Genomic DNA, 21,310 nt, shown 5'->3' with positions numbered 1-21,310 from the left:
TCCTCTCGACATCGCGGCGCACACGGCACGGCGCTCCGCGCGGACCAGTGTGCCGACCTTACCCGGTCTTGACAATCATTTTCATCTAGTGTGATGCTCTCGGCGTTCCGGAGTCCGCTCCGTCACCCCTCCCGGCCTTCTCGCCCTACGTCCCTACGTCCCTACGGGGGGATTTCTGTCATGCACGCACACATCGCCGAAGCGGTGAAGAAACCCGATCTCATATCCCTCGCACCGGATCTGGCCTGTCTCCGCTTCGAGACCATGAAGATCTACTCGGCCCTCGGCGCCGTCCGGCACCTGCTCGACTCCGGCGCCGTCCGCCCCGGCGACACCCTCATCGACAGCTCCAGCGGCATCTACGCCCAGGCCCTCGCGCTCGCCTGCCACCGGTACGGCATGAAGTGCCACATCGTCGGCTCCACCACCGTCGACCGCTCGACCCGCGTGCAGCTGGAGATACTCGGCGCCACGCTGGAGCAGGTCGCGCCCTCCCAGAACCTGCGCCTGGACCAGGAGTTGAGGGTGCGGCGCATCGCCGAGATCCTGGCGGAGAACCCCTCGTACCACTGGATGCGGCAGTACCACGACGACATCCACTACCTCGGCTACCAGGACGTCGCCGCGGAGCTGGACAAGGACCTGCCGACCGGGCCGCTCGCGCTGGTCGGCGGCGTGGGCTCGGGCGCCTCCACCGGCGCCCTCGCCACCTATCTGCGCGAGGCCGGGCGCGACGTGTCACTCGTCGGCGTGCAGCCCTTCGGCAGCGTCACCTTCGGCTCGGAGCACGTCGCGGACCCCGACATGATCATCGCGGGGATCGGCAGCGCCATCGAGTTCCGCAACGTACGGCACGAGCTGTACGACCGCGTGCACTGGGTGAACTTCGAGAGCGCCGTGTCGGGCGCCGTCTCCCTGCTGCGCACCAGCGGCATCTTCGCCGGGCTCTCGGCGGGCGCCGCCTACCTCACCGCCCTGTGGGAGCGGCGCAGGGACGACACGCGCACGTACGTCTTCATCGCCGCCGACACCGGCCACCGCTACGTCGAGAGCGCCTACGCACAGCACGAACAGGCCCTGGACATCGACACGTTGAAGCCGCACGAGATCACCTCCCTGGACCAGCTCAAACACCCCTGGTCCACGACGGCCTGGCCCGCCGCCACCCCCTCCTGAACCCCCACTGAAGCCCCCTAGGGAACACACATGCCGCACACCCCACCCCAGACCGTCGCCGAGCTCACCGACGCCGTCCTCGCGGGCGCCCACGGCCCCGACCCGGCCGACCTCACCGTCACCAGCGCGTTCTGGCTCTACAACACCACGCGGCTCGCCGGCGGCGACGTCACGTACCACAACCACTACCTGCTGCTCCGCGTCGGCGACTCCTTCGGCGCCTGCTCCTTCGAGGCGGGCGAACTCGCCCCGGGCTTCTGCGAGAACGCCTCGGGCCACTCCCTGGACAAGCTGCTGCGCGACGAAGCGGCGCCCGTGCGGACCGCCGCGCTCGACGCCTACTTCGCGCGGGTACGCCCGCACCGCGACGCCGACGACGCCGAGCGCGTCATGCTCCCGACCGGCACGCCCGAGGAGCGCGCCGAGGCCCGCGACGCCGCCGTCGCCGGGCTCCTCGACATCGAACCCGGCGCGCGCGTCGCCCTGATCGGCGTGGTCAACCCGCTCGTCGCGGCGATACGCGAGCGGGGCGGCATCTGCCTGCCCTGCGACCTGAACCTGCGCACCACGGCGTGGGGCGAGCCCGTCTCCGACGACATGACCGAGGTGCTCGCGCAGGCCGACACCGTGGTCGCCACCGGCATGACGCTCAGCAACGGCACGTTCGACCTGATCCTGCGGCACTGCGTCGAACACGGCGTGCCGCTCGTCGTCTACGCGCAGAGCGGCAGCGCCGTCGCCCGCGCCTTCCTCGGCGCGGGCGTCACCGCCCTGAACGCGGAGCCGTTCACGTTCTCCCAGTTCAGCGCGGACGCCACGCCCATGTACCGCTACCGCGCCGCCCTCGCGTCGGACGGAGCGGCAGCGTGAGCGTCGACGCCACCAAGGACGGTACGAAGGGCAGCGCCGACCCGAGCGAGGAGGACGCGCTGCCGGGCGATCTGCGCATGGCGCGCACGCTCTGGCCCGTCCTGCTCGCCTCGGCGGTCGGCCTCCTGCCGTTCACCGTCTTCAGCACGTACCTCGTGCCCATCGCCGACGAGGCGGGCAGCAGCGTCGCGGCGATGGGCGGCCTGCGCGGGCTCGGCGGGCTCGCCGCCCTGCTGGTCGGCACCGCGCTCGCCCCGGTCATCGACCGGGTGCCCAGGGAGTGGGCGGCCGCGGGAGCGCTCGTCGCACTCGGTGCCTCCGCCGCGCTCGGCGCCAGTGGGGACTTCCTCCTGCTCGCCGTGTTCTGCCTGCTCGTCGGCGCCAGTACGGCCGTACTGAACCCGGCGCTCACCGCCGCGGCCGCCGACCGCTTCGGCACCGGCAAGGCCGCCGGGCGCGCCGCGACCCTCGTCACGGCCACCACCTCCATGACCGCCATGCTCGCCGCCCCGGTCATCGCGCTGCCCGCGCTGTTCTGGGGCTGGCAGGGCGACCTGCTCGGGGTGACCGTGGTGGCGCTGCTGCTCGCCGCTGTCTTCGTGGCACGGCGCGGGCGGCACGCGGACCAGGGCGACGGAGCCGTCCCGGACGGGCCGCGCCTCGGCTACCTCGCCTCGTTCAGGGCGCTGGCCGCCGTGCGCGGTGTGGTGCCGCTGCTGCTGATCGGCTTCCTGCGCACCGCGGTGTTCATGGGCTACCTGTCGTACCTCGCGGCCTTCTACGAGGAGCGGTTCGACCTCGACGCCGGGCTCTTCGCGTTCGTGTGGACGCTGAGCGGCGCGGCGTTCTTCGTCAGCAACCTCCTCACCGGGCGGCTCACCAACTCCGCCGCACCGCGCGTCGGCACGGCACGCGTGCTCGCCGCCGGGCTGGTCGCCGCGCTCGTCTCGGTCGTGGGCTTCTACTTCACGCACTGGCTGCCGCTCGCCCTCGCCATGACCGCGCTGCACGCGGCGAGCCACGCCGTCGTCGCGGCGTGCGTCGTCAGCCTCATCGTGCGGCGGTGCGGCACGACGCTGCGCGGCTCGGCGCTGAGCCTCAACGCGGCGGGCCAGAGCCTCGGCGTGTTCGCCGGCGCGGCGCTCGGCGGCGCGGGCCTCGGCCTCGCGGGCTACCCCGGCACGGCCGCGGTCTTCGGCGCGCTGGTCGTGGCGGCGCTGGGGGCGGCGGTGCTCGTCGTGCGGGCCAACCGGGCGGACGAGGGCCAGGGCCCGGTGGACGAGGGCAAGAACCGGGCGGCCGAGGACAAGGAGAGCACCCCGTGAGCACCCGCACTGCCGACCTCGGCAGCCCCACCGAGGGCCGCACCGACACGCCCTCCCCCACCGGCCTGCGAGAGCGACTCGCCTCCCCCAAGGTCCTCGTCCTCACCTGCCTCGTCCTGTTCGTCCTCCTGCTGGCCTCCGTCGTCGTGGCCATCGGCCTGGGCGCCGCCGTCGTCACGCCCGCCGACACCGCCCGCCTCATCTGGGCCGCCCTCACCGGCGGCCGCGTCGACGCCGACGAGACGACGACGTACCAGATCATCTGGCAGATCCGCACCCCCCGCGTGCTCCTCGCCGCCCTGGTCGGCGCCGGTCTGAGCGCCGTCGGCGTGGCCATCCAGGCCATGGTGCGCAACGCGCTCGCCGACCCCTTCGTGCTCGGGGTCTCCTCGGGCGCGTCGGTCGGCGCGGTCGGCGTCACGGTCACCGGGGGACTCGCCGCGCTCGGCGTGTACGCCGTGTCCGCGGGGGCGTTCGTCGGCGCGCTCGTGGCCTCGTTCCTCGTGTACGTCGCCTCCTCCAGCGGCGGCGCGCTCTCGCCGCTGCGACTCGTCCTGACGGGTGTGGCGATGTCCCTCGGGTTCCAGGCCGTGATGAGCGTGATCATCTACTTCGCGCCGGACAGCGAGGCGACGTCGATGGTCCTGTACTGGACGATGGGCAGCTTCGGCGCCGCGAGCTGGGGCGCGCTGCCCGTCGTCGCGGCGGCCGTCCTTCTCGGCCTCGCCGTGCTGTACCGCTGCAGCAGGGCCCTCGACGTCCTCGCGCTGGGCGACGAGACGGCGTCCAGCCTGGGCGTCAGCCCCGACCGGCACCGCAAGTCGCTGCTCGTCGTCGTCTCCCTGATCACCGGCGTGATGGTGGCCGTCAGCGGCGCCATCAGCTTCGTGGGACTCGTCATGCCGCACCTGGTGCGGATGGTGGTCGGTGCCACCCACGCCCGCGTGCTCGCCGTCGCCCCGCTGGCCGGGGCGGTCTTCATGGTCTGGGTGGATCTGCTGTCGCGCACCGTGGTCGCTCCGCGCGAGCTGCCGCTCGGTGTCATCACGGCGCTCGTCGGGGTGCCGGTGTTCATCGGCCTGATGCGCCGCAAGGGCTATACGTTCGGGGGTCGTTGAGATGGACCTGCGGATCGACGGGCTCTCCGTGGCCATCGACGGCAAGCGCCTCGTCCACGACCTCTCCCTCGACGTGGGGGACGGCGAGGTCGTCGGCCTGGTCGGCCCCAACGGCAGCGGCAAGTCGACGGCGCTGCGCTGCGTGTACCGGGCGCTGCGCCCGTCCTCCGGCGCCGTCCTCGTGGGCGGCGACGACATGTCCCGGCTCACGATGCGGCGCGGCGCGCAGCTCGTCGCCGCCATGACGCAGGACGGCGCCGTCGACCTGGACTTCACGGTCGAGGAGGTCGTCGCCCTCGGTCGCGCCCCGCACCAGCGCGGCAACCAGGCGCTCACCGCCCGCGAACGGGAGCTGTGCGCCCGGGCGATGGACCGGCTCGACGTCGCCCACCTCGCCAAGCGCGGCGTCCTCACCCTGTCGGGCGGTGAGCGCCAGCGCGTACTGCTCGCCCGCGCCCTCGTCCAGGAACCGCACGTCCTGGTCCTCGACGAGCCGACCAACCACCTCGACGTACGCCATCAGATCGAGGTCCTCTCGCACCTGCGCTGCGCCGGGCCCACCGTCCTCGTCGTGCTGCACGACCTCAACCTCGCGGCGGCCGCCTGCGACCGGATCGGGGTGCTCTCCCAGGGACGTCTCGTGACGTCGGGGAGTCCCACGGAGGTGCTCACCGAGTCCCTGATGGCCGATGTGTTCGGGGTGAAGGCCACGGTCGTCCCGCATCCGCTGACGGGCGACCCCCAGCTCCTGTACGCGCTCCACCCCTCCCTTTGAACCTTTGCAACGCATCACTTGGCAACGCATCACTTGGCAACGCATCACCTTGAAAGGCATCCCCACCTCATGCGTCACACCAGATCCCTCGCCCTGGCCTCCGCGCTCACGGCCGCACTGGCCCTGAGCGGCTGCGGCGCCGACCTCGACTCGTCCGACGACGCCGAGGGAGCCGAGAAGAAGACGGTCGTCAAGCGCTGCGGCGAACCCGTCCCCTACAAGGTCCCCCAGCGTGCGGTCGCGTACGAGGGCGGCAGCGCCGACAAACTGTTCAGCCTCGGCCTGACCGAGCACGTCCACGGCTATGTGATGCCGCCCGCCAACCCGCCGGTCAGCGAGTCTCCCTGGGCGTCGGAGTACGCCAAGGTCAAGATGCTCAGCGACGATCTGCTCAACAAGGAGCTGGTCGTGGAGGCGAAGTCGGACTTCGTCGTCGCGGGCTGGAACTCCGGCTTCAGCGACCAGCGCGGCATCACCCCGAAGATCCTGGACAAGCTCGGCATTCAGAGCTTCATGCACACGGAGAGCTGTTTCAACTACCCCGGCCACCCGCAGAAGGTCACCCCGTTCAAGGCGCTCTACAGCGACCTGGAGCGACTCGGGAAGATCTTCCGGGTCGAGCAGAAGGCGGACCAGGTCGTCGGCGACCTGAAGAAGCGCGTCGCCGCCGTGGAGGCGAAGGCCCCCAAGGCCGAGGACGGCAAGCGCGTCCCCGTCTTCCTCTACGACTCCGGCACCGACCAGCCCTTCACGGCCGGCAGTCAGGTGCCGCCGAACGACATCATCAAGAGCGCGGGCGGCAGGAACGTCTTCGACGGCCTCGACGAGCGCTGGACGCAGGTCAACTGGGAGGCCGTGGCCAAGGCCGAGCCCGAGGTCGTCATCATCTTCGACTACGGCGACCAGCCAGCGAAGAAGAAGATCGAGTTTCTGAAGAAGTCCCCGCACACGAAGGAGCTGCCCGCCGTCAAGAAGAACAACTTCTTCGTCCTCGACTACAACGAAGGCATCAGCGGGCCGCGCAACGTCGACGGTCTGGAGAAGTTCGGCAAGTACCTCAGGGAACTCAGGGGCTGAACTCAGCCCGCGAAGGGGGTCCCCGGCAGGCCACGGCCCGCGTCCGGCACGACGAGCACCGAACCCGAGAGCGGGTGCGGGCGGTCGAGGCCGGTGCGGGCCGTCGTGACGTACAGGTCGCGCAGGCCGGGGCCGCCGAAGGCGCAGGCCGTGGGGCGGCGCACCGGGAGCTCCACGGTGAGGTCGAGCCGCCCGTCCGGGGTGTAGCGGCGGACTGCCGCGCCGTCCCAGAGCGCGACCCACACGCACCCTTCGGCGTCGACGGTGAGCCCGTCGGGGAAGCCCGCCCGCTCCTCGATGTGCGCGAACGGCCTGCGGTTGCCGACGTGTCGGCCGTCGCAGTCCAATACGTCGATACGGCGCGTCGGGCTGTCCACGTAGTACATGAGCCGCCCGTCGGGGCTCCAGCCCGTGCCGTTGCTGACGGCCACGTCGTCCACCGCTCCGGTGACGGTGCCGTCGGGGGCGATGCGGGCGAGTCCGCCACCGCCGGGCGCCTCGTCGTAGCGCATCGTGCCCGCCCAGAGCGCGCCGTCGGGCGCGACGGCGGCGTCGTTCCCGCGGCGGCCCGGCACGGGGTCGCGCACCAGCCAGGTGAAGGGTGCGCCGCCCGGCCCGTAGAGGCCGATGCCGTCGCGGAGGTTGACGACCAGGCCGCCGCCCGCGCGGGGTTTGGCGGCGCCGACGTGCTGTTCGGTGGCCATGACCGTGCGACGGCCGTCCCCGGGGGCGTACGTGTGGACGCGGGAGCCGAGGATGTCGACCCAGATGAGGCGGCCGGTCGCCGCGTCCCAGGTGGGGCCCTCGCCGAGCGACGCCTCCGCGCGCACCGCGACGTCGAACACGCGGCTCACCGTGTGCCCCGGTGGCCGAGCCGGGCCGACAGGTCGATCGCGCCCTTGGCGGCCAGGTCGGCCAGCTCGCGCTCGCGCTCCTCGGACCAGCGGATCATCGGCACGGAGATGGAGAGGGCCGCGACGACCTGCCCCGCGCTGTCGCGCACCGGCGCGGCCACGCAGCTGACGTCCGGGTTGGACTCGCGGTGCTCGACCGCGACGCCCTGCTCGCGGACGTCGGCGAGGGCGGCGAGGAGCGCGTCCGGGTCGGTGATGCTGTCGGGCGTCATCGCGGTGAACTCCCGCCCGCGGAGGCGGGTTTCGAGCTCGTCCTGCGGCAGCGACGCGAGCAGCATCTTGCCGACCGAGGTGCAGTGCGCGGGCAGGCGGCGGCCCGTCGCGGAGACCATGCGCACGGCGTGCGTGGAGTCGACCTTGGCGATGTAGATGACGTCGGTGTCCTCCAGGATGGCGACGTGGACGGTCTCGTCGCAGGTCTCGGCGACCTCCCGGGCCACCTGCCTGCCCTCGGCGGCGAGGTCGAGCTGTTCGGCGTACCGGCTACCGAGCTGGTAGGTGCGCACACCGAGCCGGTAGCGTCCGGGCTGGTCCGGGATCTGGACGAGGTACGAGCGGGCCGCCAGGGTGGTCAGGAGCTCGTGCACGGTGGTGCGCGGCAGCTGAAGCCTGCGGGTGACCTCGGGCGCCGAGAACGTGCCGTCGCCCTCCAGGAACAGTTCGAGTATGTCCAGCGACCTGGTCACCGCGGGCACCAGTCGTCCCATGAGTTCGGCCTCCCACCCTGCGCGTCCGAAACTTCGGTCGCTGATCGATATGACGAACACAGGGTAGGCACGGCGCTGTTCGCGGCGCAATGGCCGCCCGCGGACCGGCCCGGCGGTTGTGCGCGACCCATTGACACCTTCAGGCCACCGTGAATACCGTCACGCCAACATTTCGAACGTGTGACGAAATATCGAACAGTCAAGGGGCAACTGCCGTGCGCATTACGGGAATCAGCACGCATGTGGTCGGAACACCCTGGCGGAACCTCACCTACGTCCAGGTCCACACCGACGAGGGCCTGACCGGTGTCGGCGAGACCCGCATGCTCGGGCACACCGACGCGCTCGTCGGCTACCTCCGCGAGGCGGCCGCCAACCACATCGAGGGGTCCGACCCGTTCGCGGTCGAGGACCTCGTGCGCCGGATGAAGTACGGCGACTACGGCCGGGCGGGCGAGATCGTGATGTCGGGCATCGCCGTGATCGAGATGGCCTGCTGGGACATCAAGGGCAAGGCCCTCGGGGTCCCGGTGTGGCAGTTGCTCGGCGGGAAGGTCACCGACCGCGTCAAGGCGTACGCGAACGGCTGGTACACCACGGAGCGCACCCCGGAGGCGTACCACAAGGCCGCCCAGGGCGTGATGGAGCGCGGCTACCGTGCCCTGAAGATCGACCCGTTCGGGACCGGGCACTACGAACTGGACCACGAGCAGAGCCTGTACGCCGTGTCGTTGATCGAGGCCGTGCGCGACGCGATCGGCCCCGAGGCCGAACTGATGCTGGAGATGCACGGCCGGTTCTCGCCCGCCACGGCCATCCGGCTCGCCCGCGACCTCGCACCGTTCCGGCCCGCGTGGCTGGAGGAGCCGGTACCGCCGGAGAACCTGAAGGCCCTGGAGAAGGTCGCCGCGAAGGTCGACATGCCGGTCGCGACCGGTGAGCGCATCCACGACCGGATCGAGTTCCGGGAGCTGTTCGAGAGCCAGGCCGCGGACATCCTCCAGCCCGACGTCGGCCACATCGGCGGCATCTGGGAGACCCGCAAGCTCGCCGCCACGGCCGAGACGCACTACATGCTGGTCGCCCCGCACAACGTCGGCGGCCCGGTGCTGACCGCCGCCTCCCTCCAAGTCGGCTTCACCGCACCGAACTTCAAGGTCCTGGAACACTTCAACGACTTCGCCGACGCCGACATCAAGAAGGTCGCCAAGGGCGCCCCGCAGGTCGACCCGGAGACGGGCTGCTTCGAGCTGTCGCACGAGCCGGGCCTCGGCGTCGAACTCGACGTCGACGCGGCGGCCGAGTTCCCGCAGCAGCAGGCACGGTTCGACCTGTGGGCCGAGGGCTGGGAGAAGCGGGCGCCCGGCGGGGCCGAGGCATGACGTCACGCGCGATCGTCGTCGACCGCCCCGGCACCCACCGCCTCACCACGGGCCCGCGCCCCGAGCCGGGTCCCGGCGAGGTCCTCGTCGAGGTGGCCGCCGCCGGGATCTGCATGAGCGACCGCGAGGTGTACGACGGACACCGCGACGCCGCGTTCGTCCGCTACCCGGTGATCCCCGGCCACGAGTGGTCCGGCACCGTGGTGGCCGTCGGTGCCGGGGCCGACCCCGCTCTTGTCGGCCGCAAGACCGTCGCCGAGGGGTTCCGGGCGTGCGGCGTCTGCACGCGCTGCCGGTACGGCGAGACGAGCCTGTGCGTGGGCGGCTACGCGGAGACCGGGTTCACCGAACCCGGCGCCTTCGCCGACCACGTCGTGGTGCCCGCGCGGCTGCTGCATCCGCTGCGCGACGACGCGGATCTGCGGGCCGCGGCCCTGCTCGAACCCTCCGCCGTGATCGCGGCGGCCGTGCGGGTGGGGCGGGCGCGGGCCGGGGAGCGCGTCGCCGTGGTCGGCGCGGGCACGCTCGGGCTCCTCGCCGTGCAGTGGCTCGCGGCGGGCGGCCCCGCGGAGCTGGCCGTCGTCGATCCGCGCGAGGCCCGTGGTGAGCTCGCGCTGGGGTTCGGGGCGACCCGTGCGCTGTCGCCGGCCGAGGCGGCGGCCGTGAACGAGTCCTTCGATCTCGTGGTCGAGACGGCGGGTGCGCCGACCACCGCCGCCTCTTCCTGTCTGCTCGCCCGCAGGGGCGGGCGGGTCGTGCTCACGGGGATGTTCACGGAGGACGCCGTGGGGATCGATCCGGTGCACCTGTCCCTGAGCCAGTTGGAGGTGCGGTCTGTCTTCGGGGCGTCGTCCTCGGCGTGGGTCGATGCGGTGCGGGCGTTTGATCTCGGGCTGCTGGATCCGGGGCCTCTCATTACGCACGAGTTTCCGCTCGAGCGGTTCGGGGAGGCGGTCGCCCTTGTCGGGGGCGGTGACCCCAAGACCGGGAAGGTGCTGCTACGGCCCTGAGTACACCACCGCGGCGCCCCACGTCATGCGTGGCCATACCGACGCGTGCCCATCCACGCGAACACCGTTCGACATCTCGAACGCAATGATCAAAGAAGGACAACCGTGACCGACACCTCCCCGTCCCGTCCCCGACAACCCGGCGAACCCGCCCTCACCGCACTCGGGCTCGCCGCCCCCTCCCCCGATCCCGCCGACGCCTCCCCGCACGCCTTTCCGGACGGGGGCACCTGGCGGGTCGAGATTCCCTCCGTCGAAGGGCCCGAGGCGCTCGGCGTCGTGCTCAAGGAGTCCGCGCGGCTCGACGTGCCGATCCACCGCGTCAGTCAGGGCAGCGGCGTCTGGATGCTGTCCGACGCCGAGATCACCGAGATGGTGGAGACGGCCGCCGAACGCGACATCGAGCTCTGCCTCTTCACCGGGCCGCGCGGCACCTGGGACACCGGCGCCTCCGTGCGCACCGACTCGCACGGTGCCGGACTGCGCGCCCGGGGCCATGATGCCGTCGCCGGATGCGTCGAAGACGCCGTGCGCGCCACCGAGTTGGGTGTGACGTGTCTGCTCGTCGCGGACGAAGGCGTGCTGTGGACGCTGCACCGGGCCAGGGCCGCGGGGATCATCCCGGCCGACACGACACTGAAGGTGTCGGCGCTGATCGGGCCCGTCAACCCCGCGGCGTACGCGGTGTACGAGCGGCTCGGCGCGGACTCGCTGAACGTGCCCAGTGACCTGACGCTTGCTCACCTCACCGAGATACGGCGGGTGTCGGCGGCTCCCATGGACATGTACGTCGAGGCGCCGGACGACCTCGGCGGCTACATCCGCATGTACGAGATCGCCGAGCTGATCCGGCGCGGCGCGCCCCTGTACCTGAAGTTCGGGCTCGCGAAGGCGCCCGGCATCTATCCCTACGGCGCCCATCTGCGCGACCTCACCCTCGACACCGCCCGTGAGCGCGTGCGCCGCGGGCGGCTCGCCCTGGACCTGCTCGCCCGGCACGGCGCCGGTGCCGGCATGTCGCCGCTCGGCTCCCGGCTGCCCGGCGACCTGAACCGCTTCCCCGAAGGGAGCTGACCCGTGACCAACCGCAGAGGTACCCGCCTCGCCGCCGCGGTGACCGCCGCCGCTCTGCTCGGCACGCTGACCGCCGCGTGCGGTCAGGAGGCGAAGGGCGGCAGCCGCTACAAGCCGGACGCCGGAGAGGGCGCCACCATCGGTCTCGCGATGCCCACCAAGTCCTCCGAGCGGTGGATAGCCGACGGCGAGAACATGGCGAAGCAGTTCCAGAAGGCCGGTTACGAGACCGATCTGCAGTACGGCGACGACAAGGTCGAGAACCAGGTCGCCCAGTTGGAGAACATGATCACCAAGGGGCGCAGTCTCCTGGTGGTCGCCGCGATCGACGGTTCCGCGCTGACCGACGTCCTGGGGCGGGCGCACGACGCGGGCATCCCGGTGATCTCGTACGACCGGCTGATCCTCGGCACCGAGAACGTCGACTATTACGCGTCGTTCGACAACGAGCGCGTCGGCCGCCTGGAGGCGCAGTACATCGTCGACAAGCTGAAGCTGGGGAAGCCGGGGGACAAGTCCGGTGACTCGTACAACATCGAGCTGTTCGCGGGGTCGCCGGACGACAACAACACCAAGTACTTCTGGGGCGGCGCCATGAAGGTGCTGCGGCCGTACTTCGAGAGCGGCAGGCTCACCGTCCGCAGCAAGCAGACGAAGATGAACCAGGCGACCACTCTGCGCTGGGACGGCGGTACCGCGCAGAAGCGCATGGACGACCTGATCAGCAAGAACTACGGCACGGAGAAGGTCGACGCGGTCCTCTCGCCGTACGACGGGATCTCGCTCGGCATCATCTCGGCGCTGAAGAGCGCGGGGTACGGCTCGAAGAGCAGGCCGCTGCCGGTGATCACCGGTCAGGACGCGGAGCTCGCGTCGGTGAAGTCCATCATCCGGGGCGAGCAGACGCAGACGGTGTTCAAGGACACCCGCAAGCTGGCCGCGCAGACGGTGGCGATGGGTGACGCCGTCCTGAACGACAGGAAGCCCAAGGTCAACGACACGACGGGTTACCACAACGGCAAGAAGACCGTGCCGTCGTATCTGCTAGACCCGGTCAGCGTCGACAAGAGCAACACGCAACTCCTTGTCGATGAGGGATACTTCACGGCCGGGCAGCTCAAGTGAGCCGCCCGGTATTGGAGATGCGCGGGATCACCAAGGCGTTTCCCGGCGTCAAGGCGCTCTCCGACGTGAACCTGACCGTGCGTCCCGGGGAGATCCACGCGATCTGCGGCGAGAACGGCGCGGGCAAGTCGACGCTGATGAAGGTCCTGAGCGGCGTCCACGCGCACGGCAGTTACGACGGCGAGATCCATTTCGAGGGCGAGCGGATGGCCTTCAAGGACATCCGGGCCAGCGAGCGGCGCGGCATCGTCAACATCCACCAGGAGCTCGCCCTCGTCCCCCATCTGTCCATCGCCGAGAACATCTTCCTCGGCAACGAGCAGGGCAGCCGTGGCTTCATCGACTGGCACGGCACGCTGCGCAGGGCGAGCGCGCTGCTCAAGCGGGTGGGCCTGAACGAGAAGCCGCAGACGCCGGTCGCCGACATCGGGGTGGGCAAGCAGCAGCTGGTGGAGATCGCGAAGGCACTGTCCAAGGAGGTGAAGCTGCTGATCCTGGACGAGCCGACCGCCGCGCTCAACGACGAGGACAGCGCGAAGCTCCTTGACCTCATCGTGGAGCTGCGCGAGCAGGGCATCTCCAGCATCATCATCTCGCACAAGCTCAACGAGATCCGGGCCATCACGGACTCGGTGACGATCCTGCGCGACGGGCGGACCATCGAGACCCTCACGGTCCGCGAACGACCGGACAGCGAACCGCGGTTGTCCGAGGAGCGCATCATCCGCGGCATGGTCGGCCGCGACCTCGACCACCGCTTCCCCGACCGCACGCCCTACAAGGGCGAGGACGCGGGCTCGCTCGCGCTCTCCGTCGAGAACTGGACGGTGCGGCACCCGGTCGACCACCAGCGCAAGGTCGTCGACGACGTGTCGCTGACCGTGCGGCGCGGCGAGATCGTCGGCGTCGCGGGGCTGATGGGCGCGGGCCGCACGGAGCTCGCGATGTCGGTCTTCGGGCGCTCCTACGGCCAGTACGTCACCGGCACGGTGTCGGTCGGGGGCCGCAGGGTCGTGACGAAGACGGTGCCCGCCGCGGTCGAGGCCGGGATCGCGTACGTCACCGAGGACCGCAAGCAGTACGGCCTGAACCTCATCGACGACATCAACCGCAACATCTCTCTGGCCTCGCTGCCCGGCATGCGGCGCAAGGACGGCTTCGTGGACGGGCACCACGAACGCTCCGTCGCCGAGCGCTACCGGAAGTCGATGAACATCAAGGCACCCACCGTGTTCGAGCAGGTGGGGCGGCTCTCCGGCGGCAACCAGCAGAAGGTCGTGCTCAGCAAGTGGATCCACGCCGACCCGGAGGTGCTGATCCTCGACGAGCCGACGCGCGGTATCGACGTCGGCGCGAAGTACGAGATCTACACCGTCATCGACCGGCTCGCCGCGGCCGGCAAGGCGGTGCTGTTCATCTCCTCCGAGCTGCCCGAGCTGCTCGGGATGTGCGACCGGATCTACACGATGGCCGAGGGCCGGCTGACCGGTGAGGTCGACCGCGCGGACGCCACCCAGGAACTCCTGATGCGCCACATGACCAAGAACAGAAGCTGAGGCCTCCGCCATGACCACCACGACCGAGCCCGCGCGCGACACGACGTCCGCGCCACCCGCCCGGCAGTCCGTCGGCGAGCTGCTGCTGCGCAGCGTGCGCTCCAACATGCGCCAGTACGGCATGCTCATCGCCCTGGCGTTCATCGTCATCCTCTTCCAGATCTGGTCGGACGGCGTCCTGCTCCTCCCGAGCAACGTCTCCAACCTGATCCAGCAGAACGGCTACATCCTGATCCTGGCCATCGGCATGATGATCGTCATCATCGCGGGCCACATCGACCTGTCCGTCGGCTCGCTGGTCGCCTTCGTCGGCGCCATGTCGGCGGTGATGATGGTCAAGCACGACATGCCGTGGGTGCTCGCGCTCGTCCTTTCGCTGCTGATCGGCGCGGTCGCGGGCGCGTGGCAGGGCTTCTTCATCGCGTACGTCGGCATCCCGTCGTTCATCGTGACGCTCGCCGGGATGCTGCTGTTCCGCGGTCTGACCCAGATCGTCCTGGAGGGCCAGTCGCTGTCGCCGTTCCCCGACGGCTTCCAGAACATCGCCAAGGGTTTCATCCCGGAGATGGGCCCGTACACGCAGTACCACAATCCGACGCTGGTCATCGGCTTCGTGACGATCGTGTTCCTGGTCTTCCGCGAGTGGCGCAGCCGCAAGCAGCAGCTGGCGTACGACCTGGACGTCACGCCGACGAGCCTGTGGGTGGCCAAGCTGGTGGCGGTCACCGCGGCCGTCGTCGCCTTCACCCTGACCCTGGCGAGCTTCCGCGGTGTGCCCGTGGTGCTGCTCATCATGTGCGGTCTGCTGATCGGTCTCGGTTACGTGATGCGCAACGCGGTCATCGGCCGCCACGTGTACGCGCTCGGCGGCAACAGGGCTGCGGCGAAGCTGTCCGGCGTCAAGGACAAGCGCGTCACCTTCCTGATCTTCGTCAACATGGGCGTGCTCGCGGCCCTCGCGGGCTGCGTCTACGCGGCACGCCTGAACGCGGGCACCCCGCAGGCGGGCCTCAACTTCGAACTGGAGGCGATCGCGGCCTCGTTCATCGGCGGCGCGTCGATGAGCGGCGGCGTGGGCACGGTCATGGGCGCCGTGATCGGCGGCCTGGTCCTCGGCGTGCTCAACCAGGGCATGTCCCTGGTCAACATCGGCACGGACTATCAGCAGGTCATCAAGGGCCTGGTGCTGTTGGCGGCGGTCGGTTTCGACGTCTGGAACAAGCGCAAGGCCGGCCGCTAGTCCTTCCCCGACTCCCCTCTTTGGAGACCACATGGAAACGAGCAGACGCACCGTGCTGACCGCCGCGGCCGCGGCCGGTTTCACCGCGACCGTCGCGGGCGGCACGGCGTACGCGACGGACGGCGCGCGGCCCACGAAGGAGCTCTTCGGCAGGCTCGCCGACGGCACCAAGGTGTACCGCTGGTCGCTGGCGAACGGCGGTACGCGGCTGAAGGTCCTGTCGTACGGCGGCATCGTGCAGTCCCTCGAACTGCCGGACCGGCGCGGCCGGTACACGAACGTCTCCCTCGGCCACGACACCGTCGAGGCGTATGTCGCCGGGGACACGTTCTTCGGCGCGCTCATCGGCCGCTACGGCAATCGCGTCGCGCGCGGCCGCTTCACCCTGGACGGCACGACGCACCAGCTCTCCGTCAACGACGGCGAGAACAGCCTGCACGGCGGCTCGAAGGGCTTCAACACGCGGGTGTGGGACGTGGAGCCGTTCACCGGCCCGTCGGGGGTCGGCCTCGTCCTGCGGTACGTGAGCGTCGACGGCGAGATGGGATACCCCGGCACGCTCCGCGTGAAGGTGACGTACACCCTCACGCCGCGCGGCCACTGGCGCATCGATTACGCGGCGACGACCGACCGGGCGACCGTCGTGAACCTGACCAACCACACGTACTACAACCTGGCGGGCGAGGGCGGCGGCGGCATCTACGACCACGAACTGAGCCTTGCCGCCCGTCGGTTCACTCCGACGGACGCGGGTCTGATCCCGACGGGTGAGTTGGCGCCGGTGGCGGGCACGCCCTTCGACTTCCGGCACGCGAAGACCGTCGGCGAGGACATCCGCGTCGCGCATCCGCAGCTGGTGGGGGCGAAGGGGTACGACCACAACTGGGTCCTGGACAAGGGCCTCACCCGGCGCCCCGAACACTTCGCGACCCTGCGCGACCCGGACTCCGGCCGCACGATGAGGATCGCCACGACCGAGCCAGGCGTCCAGTTCTACTCCGGCAACTTCCTCGACGGCACCCTGACCGGGCCCTCGGGCCGCACCTACCGCCAGGGCGACGGCCTCTGCCTGGAGACCCAGCACTTCCCGGACTCCCCGAACCACCCGTCGTTCCCTTCGACGGTGCTGCGGCCCGGGGAGACCTACCGTACGAGCACGGTGCACGCCTTCTCGGCGCGCTGAGCGGTTCAGCCCCCGACAGCCCTTCCGTCCGTGATCGGGACGCCGAACTCCGGCGTCCCGTCCGGCTTCCAGCCCAGGCGCTGGACGCGGGTGTGCCGGTTGGGGTCGTTCAGGGGATCGCCGGTGATGTCCTTGTACTGGCGGGCGTGGTAGACGAGGACGTCGGTGCGGCCGTCCTCGGCGACGGTGAACGAGTTGTGCCCGGGGCCGTACTGCCCGGTCCTCTCGTTGCTCGTGAAGACCGGCCTCGGGGACTTCGTCCACGACGCGGCGTCGAGGAGGTCGCTGCCCGCGTCGGCGGTGAGCAGACCCAGGCAGTAGTTGGCGTCGGTGGCGCTCGCCGAGTACGTCATGAAGACGCGTCCGTTGCGCTGGATGACCGACGCACCCTCGTTCACCTTGAACCCGACGCACTCCCAGTCGTACTCGGGTGTGGTGAGGCGGGTTTGAGGGCCCGTCACCGTCCACGGGTCGGCCATGCGCGACAGGAAGACGGCCGTGTTGTTGTCCGTGCCGGGCTCGTACTGCGCCCAGGCGAGATAGCGGGAACCGCGGTGGGTGAACGTGGTCGCGTCCAGGGAGAACGTGTCCCAGGCGGTGACGATGCGCCCCTTCTCCGTCCAGGTCCCCTTGAACGGGTCGCGGTGCGAGTTCTCGAGGACCCACATGCGGATCTTCCACACGTCGTCGGCGGGCGCGGCCGCGAAGTAGAGGTACCACTTGCCGTCGATGTGGTGGATCTCCGGCGCCCAGATGTGCGCTCCCATGTCGCCGTTCGCGTGCTTGCGCCAGACGACGGCCTCCTCGGCGGTGGCGAGGCCGCGCAGGGTGCGGGAGCGGCGCAGGATGATGCGGTCGTACTCGGGGGCGGTGGCGGTGAAGTAGTAGCGGCCGTCGGTGTGGCGGTGGATGTGCGGGTCGGCGCGCTGCCGGACGAGGGGGTTGGCGTAGGGGGCCGCTTGGGCGGCGCCGGGTGTCGTGGCGCGGGCGACGGCGGGGGCGGCGGCGAGGGTGCCGGCGGCGAGTGCCGTGCTCTTCAGGAGGAGTCTGCGGTTGGGGTTCACGGGGTCGGGCGCCTTTCGAGGAGGGAGGGGGCGAGGTGCGCTACTTCGTCTTGATGCGCAGGAACGTCACCGAGTGCGCGGGGAAGGTGTACGAGAAGGTGTCGGCCACTCCCCTGAAGGCGGACGTCTTCGGCGCGACGGGCCGGGCGTCCTTCGTGTTCTCGGCGGCCGGGTCGGCGGTCAGCGTGGTCACCCGCGCCTCCGGCGCGACCCGTGCGCCCGCGCCGAGGCCGATCTCCGTGCGGGCCTGTGCCGCCTGGTCGTTGACGACCTTGACGATCAGTTCGCCGGTGGCCTTGTCGCGGGTGACGACCTGGCGGAAGGGTTCGGCGGGCTTGTCGTCGGTGAAGGAGCCCCACTTCTTGCCGTCGAGGTAGAGCGTCACCTGACGGCCGCGCACCCCGACGCGCAGGTCGTAGCTGCGGCCCGTTTCGACGGTCGTGCCGTCCTCGACCATCGTCTGCTTGGCGCCGTCGGTGCTCTTCTCCACGGCCGAGCGGGTGTTGTTCCAGCCGCCGACGTTCCACCAGTAGTGGTTGCCGGTGTCCTTGACGCCGAAGGCGACCATGAAGCCTTCCTTGCCCGCCTTCTTGGTGGCCTTCACTTCGAGGTCGTAGTTCCGCCAGTTCTTGTCGCCCGCGGTGACGAGGGTGTCCTCGGCGGCCTCGTCGGACTGGACGTAGGCGCCGTCCCGTGCGGTCCAGCTGCCGCGCCCGGACGCCTTCTGCCACTGCCCGTCGCCGGCCGAGAAGTCGTCGGCGAGGAGCGTCCCGCCGTCCTCCCCCGTCACCTTCACGTCGTCGTAGGCGGCGCTGGTCCCCCAGGTGGAGAGGCCGACGGCGCCGGTGATCGGGCCGGAGGTCGCGGGGGTGCCGGAGGCGGTGGAGGGCACCACCTCGTCGCCGACGTTGCGCATGAAGAGCTTCTGCGTCTCGTAGTTGGCCGAGCCCCACGACTGGTCGTTGTCGAACCAGATCATGTTCGGCTTCCACTGCACGTAGTCCTCGTTGGCGAGCAGCGGCGCGTACGAGGCGAGCTTCACGACGTCGGCGTTGCGCTCAAGTCCGGTCATGAACGCGGCTTCGGAGAGGGCGTTGGAGAAGCGGTTGCCCTGGGAGGCGTACTCGCCGAGGAAGACCTCCGGGCCCTGTCGGTCGTAGGAGTCGTAGCGGTCGTTGTTCTCCAGGAACCACTGCGGGCTGTTGTAGTAGTGCTCGTCGACCATGTCGACGTCCGCTTCCCGGTTGAGCTTCCAGGCGGTGTCGAATATCGCGCCGCTGTCGTCGGGGCCGGAGTTGGAGATGACGCTGACGTCCGGGTGTGCGGCCTCGATGGCCGCGCGGAACTTCTGGAAGCGGGCGAAGAACGCCTCGGGCAGGTTCTCCTCGTTGCCGACTTCCAGGTGCGTGAGGCGGAAGGGCTCGGGGTGGCCCATCTCGGCGCGCTTCCTGCCCCATTGGCTCGTCACGGGACCGTTGGCGAACTCGATGAGGTCCAGGGTGTCCTGGATGTGCCGCTTCAGGAGCGCGTCGTCGTCGGTGGCCTTGTTCTGGCCGCAGCCGGTGACCAGGGCGGGCACGACGGGCAACGGCATGGCGCCGGTGTCCTCGGCGAACTGGAAGTACTCGTAGTAGCCGAGGCCGTAACTCTGGTTGTAGCCCCAGAAGTTGCTGTTCGTGGCGCGTTCCTCGACCGGACCTATGGTGTCCTTCCACTGGTAGGAGCGCTTGCGCTGCCAGCCCGACGACTCGTCGTACGCCTCGTGGCCCCCGGTGTTGACCAGACAGCCGCCGGGGAAGCGCAGGAAGCCGGGGTGCAGGTCGGCGATCTTCTGCGCGAGGTCCTTGCGCAGGCCGTTCTCGCGGCCCTTGTACGTGTCGCGCGGGAAGAGGGAGATCATGTCGAGCGCGACGGGGGCACCGGCCCGCACGGCGAGGCGGCCGTTCGCGGAGGTGCGGGTGGCGGTGAAGGAGGCCTCGTACTTCGCCCAGCCACCGCGGGCGGTGACGCGGCGGGCCGTGGCCAGGTCGCCGGTGGAGTCCCGGAGGCCGATGGTCAGCGGCGCGCGCGTCGACGCTTCGGTGCGGGCCCAGACCGAGAAGTCGTACCGCTTGCCCCGGGTGACGGCGATGCCGGTGTTGTAGCCGGAGTTGGTGACGGCCGAACCGGCGCTCAGGGACAGGTAGTTGCGGTTGCGGGTGTTGAGGCGTCCACCGTCGTTCAGGACCCGTGCGGTGCCCGTCGCGTCCCAGGAGGTGAGCGGCGTGTAGGACGTGTTGTCGTCGGTGCCGTACTCGAAGGACCTGTTCTGCACGAGCTCCGCGTAGAGCCCGCCGTCGGCCGCACGGTTGATGTCCTCGTAGAAGACGCCGTACATCGAGTCGTCGATCTTCGCGCCGGTACGGGCCGTCTCGACGTCGATCGTGTAGTCCGTGGACCCACCGGGGCCGGCCCCCGCCGCGCCGGGGCTCGCGGCGAGCGCCCCCGCGAGCAGGGAGCCCAGCACCCCCGCGGTGAGTCCGATTCTCCAACGTCCGCGTGCCAAGCCCATCTCTGCCACCTCTACCGTGTTCGATATTTCAGACATCGGTCAGGATTACGAACGGCAACTTAAGCAGTGGATTTGTGCACGTCAACGCCTCGCACAAAAACGGGCGTTGGGTTCGTGATGCCGAACAGAAACCGCCCTAAAGCGGGCATGACGACAGTGCCCCCGCCGGTCATCCCAGGCGGGGGCACTCCGTGGAATTACTGGTAACTGATGTCCGACGCCTTGAACTTGCAGTACGTGCCGTCGGGGCCCGAGCCCGTCTTCTTCGGCTCGGCACCGGTGTTGTTGCCGGTGAAGCGGTCACACGTGGCGATCTTCTTGTTGCTGTCGCCGTGGATGCGGATGTTGCGCAGCGCGGCCGTGTCGCCGTAGTTCGTGTTGATGCCGACGATCGACTTGCCCGGCGCGGTGACGTCCACGTCGTTCACGGTGATCGTCCGCTTGTACTGCTTGGAGCAGTTGCCGCAGGAGCGCACCAGCTTGCCGAAGTCGGAGACCTGGAACTTGGACACGACCAGTTTGCCCGCGCCGTTGAACTGGAAGACCTTGTCGTCGGCCTTCCGCGCGCCCCCGCCGTACACGGAGTACGTCGAGTTCGCCGACGTCCCCTTGAACGTGGCCGCGTCCTCGCCGACGTCCTCCCACCACACGTTCTGCAGCGTGCAGCTGCCCTGGCAGTGGATGCCGTCGGCGGCCGGGGCGCCGATGATGACGTTCTTGAGGACCGCGCCGTCCTTCAGCTTGAAGATCGGGTCCTGGCCCTCGTCCTGGCCGTCGCCGCCCAGGTCTCCGGTGCCGTAGTAACGCTTGAGGCCCCCGTCGTGGGTGCCGGAGACCTCGATGGTCTTCGCCGTGGGCGCCTCGCCCCTGGCCTCGGGCCATGCGGTGGCCGCGCCCGCGGGCGACAGCATGCTGTTCGTCGCGATCCCCGCGCCGGTCAGTGCGAGCGCGGCGGTCGCCGCGCCGATGGCCCGGCGCGTGGTCAGGCGCCGCTTGCGGCCCTTGCGCAGGTCAGCTCGTGATGTCATGAGTCCCATTCCTCGTGCTTGGGGAAGGTTCTTGGGGGGGAGTGGTGCTTGGGACGGGAGTGCGTCTCCGCTGTGTGGTCTCCGCCGACGGGGAATGGGTTGCCGCCGGGCGGGCACTTTTTTCGGCCTGTCCTC

At 70.1% G+C, this 21,310-nt stretch carries 18 protein-coding genes; 13 read left to right on the top strand and 5 right to left on the bottom strand.

What is annotated here, in order from left to right:
• Positions 1 to 180: 180 nt before the first annotated feature.
• The 6 genes from NOO62_RS33280 to NOO62_RS33255 all read left to right on the top strand — a co-directional run bounded on the left by NOO62_RS33280 (position 181) and on the right by NOO62_RS33255 (position 6,341).
• Positions 181 to 1,176: a pyridoxal-phosphate dependent enzyme gene (locus NOO62_RS33280; protein ID WP_268774503.1), complete on the top strand. Its 996-nt coding sequence runs from the start codon at positions 181 to 183 to the stop codon at positions 1,174 to 1,176.
• 30 nt (positions 1,177 to 1,206) lie between these two features.
• A complete protein-coding gene (locus NOO62_RS33275; RefSeq protein WP_268774502.1) occupies positions 1,207 to 2,046 on the top strand; it encodes a Rossmann-like domain-containing protein in 840 nt (279 codons plus the stop codon).
• Positions 2,043 to 3,371 (top strand): MFS transporter, encoded by a 1,329-nt coding sequence (locus tag NOO62_RS33270; RefSeq protein ID WP_268774501.1) that lies wholly within the window; start codon positions 2,043 to 2,045, stop codon positions 3,369 to 3,371. The genes NOO62_RS33275 and NOO62_RS33270 overlap by 4 nt, the downstream gene beginning before the upstream one ends.
• A gap of 65 nt (positions 3,372 to 3,436) precedes the next feature.
• Positions 3,437 to 4,489 carry a FecCD family ABC transporter permease gene (locus tag NOO62_RS33265; protein ID WP_268775897.1) on the top strand — a complete coding sequence of 351 codons (1,053 nt, stop codon included), beginning with the start codon at positions 3,437 to 3,439 and terminating at the stop codon, positions 4,487 to 4,489.
• Between the two features lies 1 nt (position 4,490).
• Positions 4,491 to 5,264, top strand: a complete 774-nt coding sequence (locus NOO62_RS33260; protein ID WP_268774500.1) for an ABC transporter ATP-binding protein — start codon at positions 4,491 to 4,493, stop codon at positions 5,262 to 5,264.
• Positions 5,265 to 5,333: 69 nt separating this feature from the next.
• The gene (locus tag NOO62_RS33255; protein ID WP_268774499.1) at positions 5,334 to 6,341 is read left to right on the top strand and encodes an ABC transporter substrate-binding protein; all 1,008 of its coding nucleotides are present in this window, start codon (positions 5,334 to 5,336) and stop codon (positions 6,339 to 6,341) included.
• A gap of 2 nt (positions 6,342 to 6,343) precedes the next feature.
• Here the strand turns inward: NOO62_RS33255 and NOO62_RS33250 are convergent, their stop codons facing one another.
• Entirely contained in the window at positions 6,344 to 7,195 is an 852-nt protein-coding gene (locus tag NOO62_RS33250) for an SMP-30/gluconolactonase/LRE family protein (protein ID WP_268774498.1), read from the bottom strand.
• On the bottom strand, positions 7,192 to 7,962 hold the full coding sequence (locus NOO62_RS33245) for an IclR family transcriptional regulator (protein WP_268774497.1): 771 nt from the start codon (positions 7,960 to 7,962) through the stop codon (positions 7,192 to 7,194). Before NOO62_RS33245 ends, NOO62_RS33250 begins: the two co-directional genes overlap by 4 nt.
• 215 nt (positions 7,963 to 8,177) lie before the next feature.
• Here NOO62_RS33245 and NOO62_RS33240 point away from each other — a divergent pair, with 215 nt between their 5' ends.
• The 7 genes from NOO62_RS33240 to NOO62_RS33210 all read left to right on the top strand — a co-directional run bounded on the left by NOO62_RS33240 (position 8,178) and on the right by NOO62_RS33210 (position 16,532).
• A complete protein-coding gene (locus tag NOO62_RS33240) occupies positions 8,178 to 9,344 on the top strand; it encodes a mandelate racemase/muconate lactonizing enzyme family protein (protein WP_268774496.1) in 1,167 nt (388 codons plus the stop codon).
• Positions 9,341 to 10,354 (top strand): zinc-dependent alcohol dehydrogenase, encoded by a 1,014-nt coding sequence (locus tag NOO62_RS33235; protein ID WP_268774495.1) that lies wholly within the window; start codon positions 9,341 to 9,343, stop codon positions 10,352 to 10,354. The genes NOO62_RS33240 and NOO62_RS33235 overlap by 4 nt, the downstream gene beginning before the upstream one ends.
• 105 nt (positions 10,355 to 10,459) lie before the next feature.
• A complete protein-coding gene (locus NOO62_RS33230) occupies positions 10,460 to 11,428 on the top strand; it encodes a hypothetical protein (RefSeq protein ID WP_268774494.1) in 969 nt (322 codons plus the stop codon).
• Positions 11,429 to 11,431: 3 nt separating this feature from the next.
• Entirely contained in the window at positions 11,432 to 12,553 is a 1,122-nt protein-coding gene (chvE, locus tag NOO62_RS33225) for a multiple monosaccharide ABC transporter substrate-binding protein (RefSeq protein WP_268774493.1), read from the top strand.
• A gap of 17 nt (positions 12,554 to 12,570) precedes the next feature.
• A complete protein-coding gene (gene mmsA, locus NOO62_RS33220; RefSeq protein WP_321170633.1) occupies positions 12,571 to 14,109 on the top strand; it encodes a multiple monosaccharide ABC transporter ATP-binding protein in 1,539 nt (512 codons plus the stop codon).
• Between the two features lie 10 nt (positions 14,110 to 14,119).
• The gene (mmsB, locus tag NOO62_RS33215) at positions 14,120 to 15,349 is read left to right on the top strand and encodes a multiple monosaccharide ABC transporter permease (protein ID WP_268774491.1); all 1,230 of its coding nucleotides are present in this window, start codon (positions 14,120 to 14,122) and stop codon (positions 15,347 to 15,349) included.
• 31 nt (positions 15,350 to 15,380) lie between these two features.
• Complete coding sequence (locus NOO62_RS33210) at positions 15,381 to 16,532, top strand: aldose epimerase family protein (protein ID WP_268774490.1); 1,152 nt, start codon at positions 15,381 to 15,383, stop codon at positions 16,530 to 16,532.
• Positions 16,533 to 16,537: 5 nt separating this feature from the next.
• Here NOO62_RS33210 and NOO62_RS33205 read toward each other — a convergent pair whose 3' ends face one another.
• The 3 genes from NOO62_RS33205 to NOO62_RS33195 all read right to left on the bottom strand — a co-directional run bounded on the left by NOO62_RS33205 (position 16,538) and on the right by NOO62_RS33195 (position 21,175).
• The gene (locus NOO62_RS33205; RefSeq protein WP_268774489.1) at positions 16,538 to 17,596 is read right to left on the bottom strand and encodes a glycoside hydrolase family 43 protein; all 1,059 of its coding nucleotides are present in this window, start codon (positions 17,594 to 17,596) and stop codon (positions 16,538 to 16,540) included.
• Positions 17,597 to 17,636: 40 nt separating this feature from the next.
• A complete protein-coding gene (locus NOO62_RS33200) occupies positions 17,637 to 20,147 on the bottom strand; it encodes an alpha-L-arabinofuranosidase C-terminal domain-containing protein (protein ID WP_268774488.1) in 2,511 nt (836 codons plus the stop codon).
• 197 nt (positions 20,148 to 20,344) lie between these two features.
• Positions 20,345 to 21,175 carry a pectate lyase gene (locus tag NOO62_RS33195; protein WP_268774487.1) on the bottom strand — a complete coding sequence of 277 codons (831 nt, stop codon included), beginning with the start codon at positions 21,173 to 21,175 and terminating at the stop codon, positions 20,345 to 20,347.
• Positions 21,176 to 21,310 lie beyond the last annotated feature (135 nt).

This window comes from Streptomyces sp. Je 1-369 (assembly GCF_026810505.1).
GTDB lineage: Bacteria > Actinomycetota > Actinomycetes > Streptomycetales > Streptomycetaceae > Streptomyces.
The sequence above is the reverse complement of the archived record's forward strand: the minus strand, read 5'-3'. Positions and strand labels throughout refer to the sequence as shown.

What these genes read in the sequence shown, in the direction of transcription:
- NOO62_RS33280 (WP_268774503.1), top strand. Translation starts at nt 181, where the DNA reads ATGCACGCACACATCGCCGAAGCGGTGAAGAAACCCGATCTCATATCC.
- NOO62_RS33275 (WP_268774502.1), top strand. Translation starts at nt 1,207, where the DNA reads ATGCCGCACACCCCACCCCAGACCGTCGCCGAGCTCACCGACGCCGTC.
- NOO62_RS33260 (WP_268774500.1), top strand. Translation starts at nt 4,491, where the DNA reads ATGGACCTGCGGATCGACGGGCTCTCCGTGGCCATCGACGGCAAGCGC.
- NOO62_RS33255 (WP_268774499.1), top strand. Translation starts at nt 5,334, where the DNA reads ATGCGTCACACCAGATCCCTCGCCCTGGCCTCCGCGCTCACGGCCGCA.
- NOO62_RS33245 (WP_268774497.1), bottom strand. Translation starts at nt 7,962, where the DNA reads ATGGGACGACTGGTGCCCGCGGTGACCAGGTCGCTGGACATACTCGAA.
- NOO62_RS33235 (WP_268774495.1), top strand. Translation starts at nt 9,341, where the DNA reads ATGACGTCACGCGCGATCGTCGTCGACCGCCCCGGCACCCACCGCCTC.
- mmsA (WP_321170633.1), top strand. Translation starts at nt 12,571, where the DNA reads ATGCGCGGGATCACCAAGGCGTTTCCCGGCGTCAAGGCGCTCTCCGAC.
- mmsB (WP_268774491.1), top strand. Translation starts at nt 14,120, where the DNA reads ATGACCACCACGACCGAGCCCGCGCGCGACACGACGTCCGCGCCACCC.
- NOO62_RS33210 (WP_268774490.1), top strand. Translation starts at nt 15,381, where the DNA reads ATGGAAACGAGCAGACGCACCGTGCTGACCGCCGCGGCCGCGGCCGGT.
- NOO62_RS33200 (WP_268774488.1), bottom strand. Translation starts at nt 20,147, where the DNA reads ATGGGCTTGGCACGCGGACGTTGGAGAATCGGACTCACCGCGGGGGTG.
- NOO62_RS33195 (WP_268774487.1), bottom strand. Translation starts at nt 21,175, where the DNA reads ATGACATCACGAGCTGACCTGCGCAAGGGCCGCAAGCGGCGCCTGACC.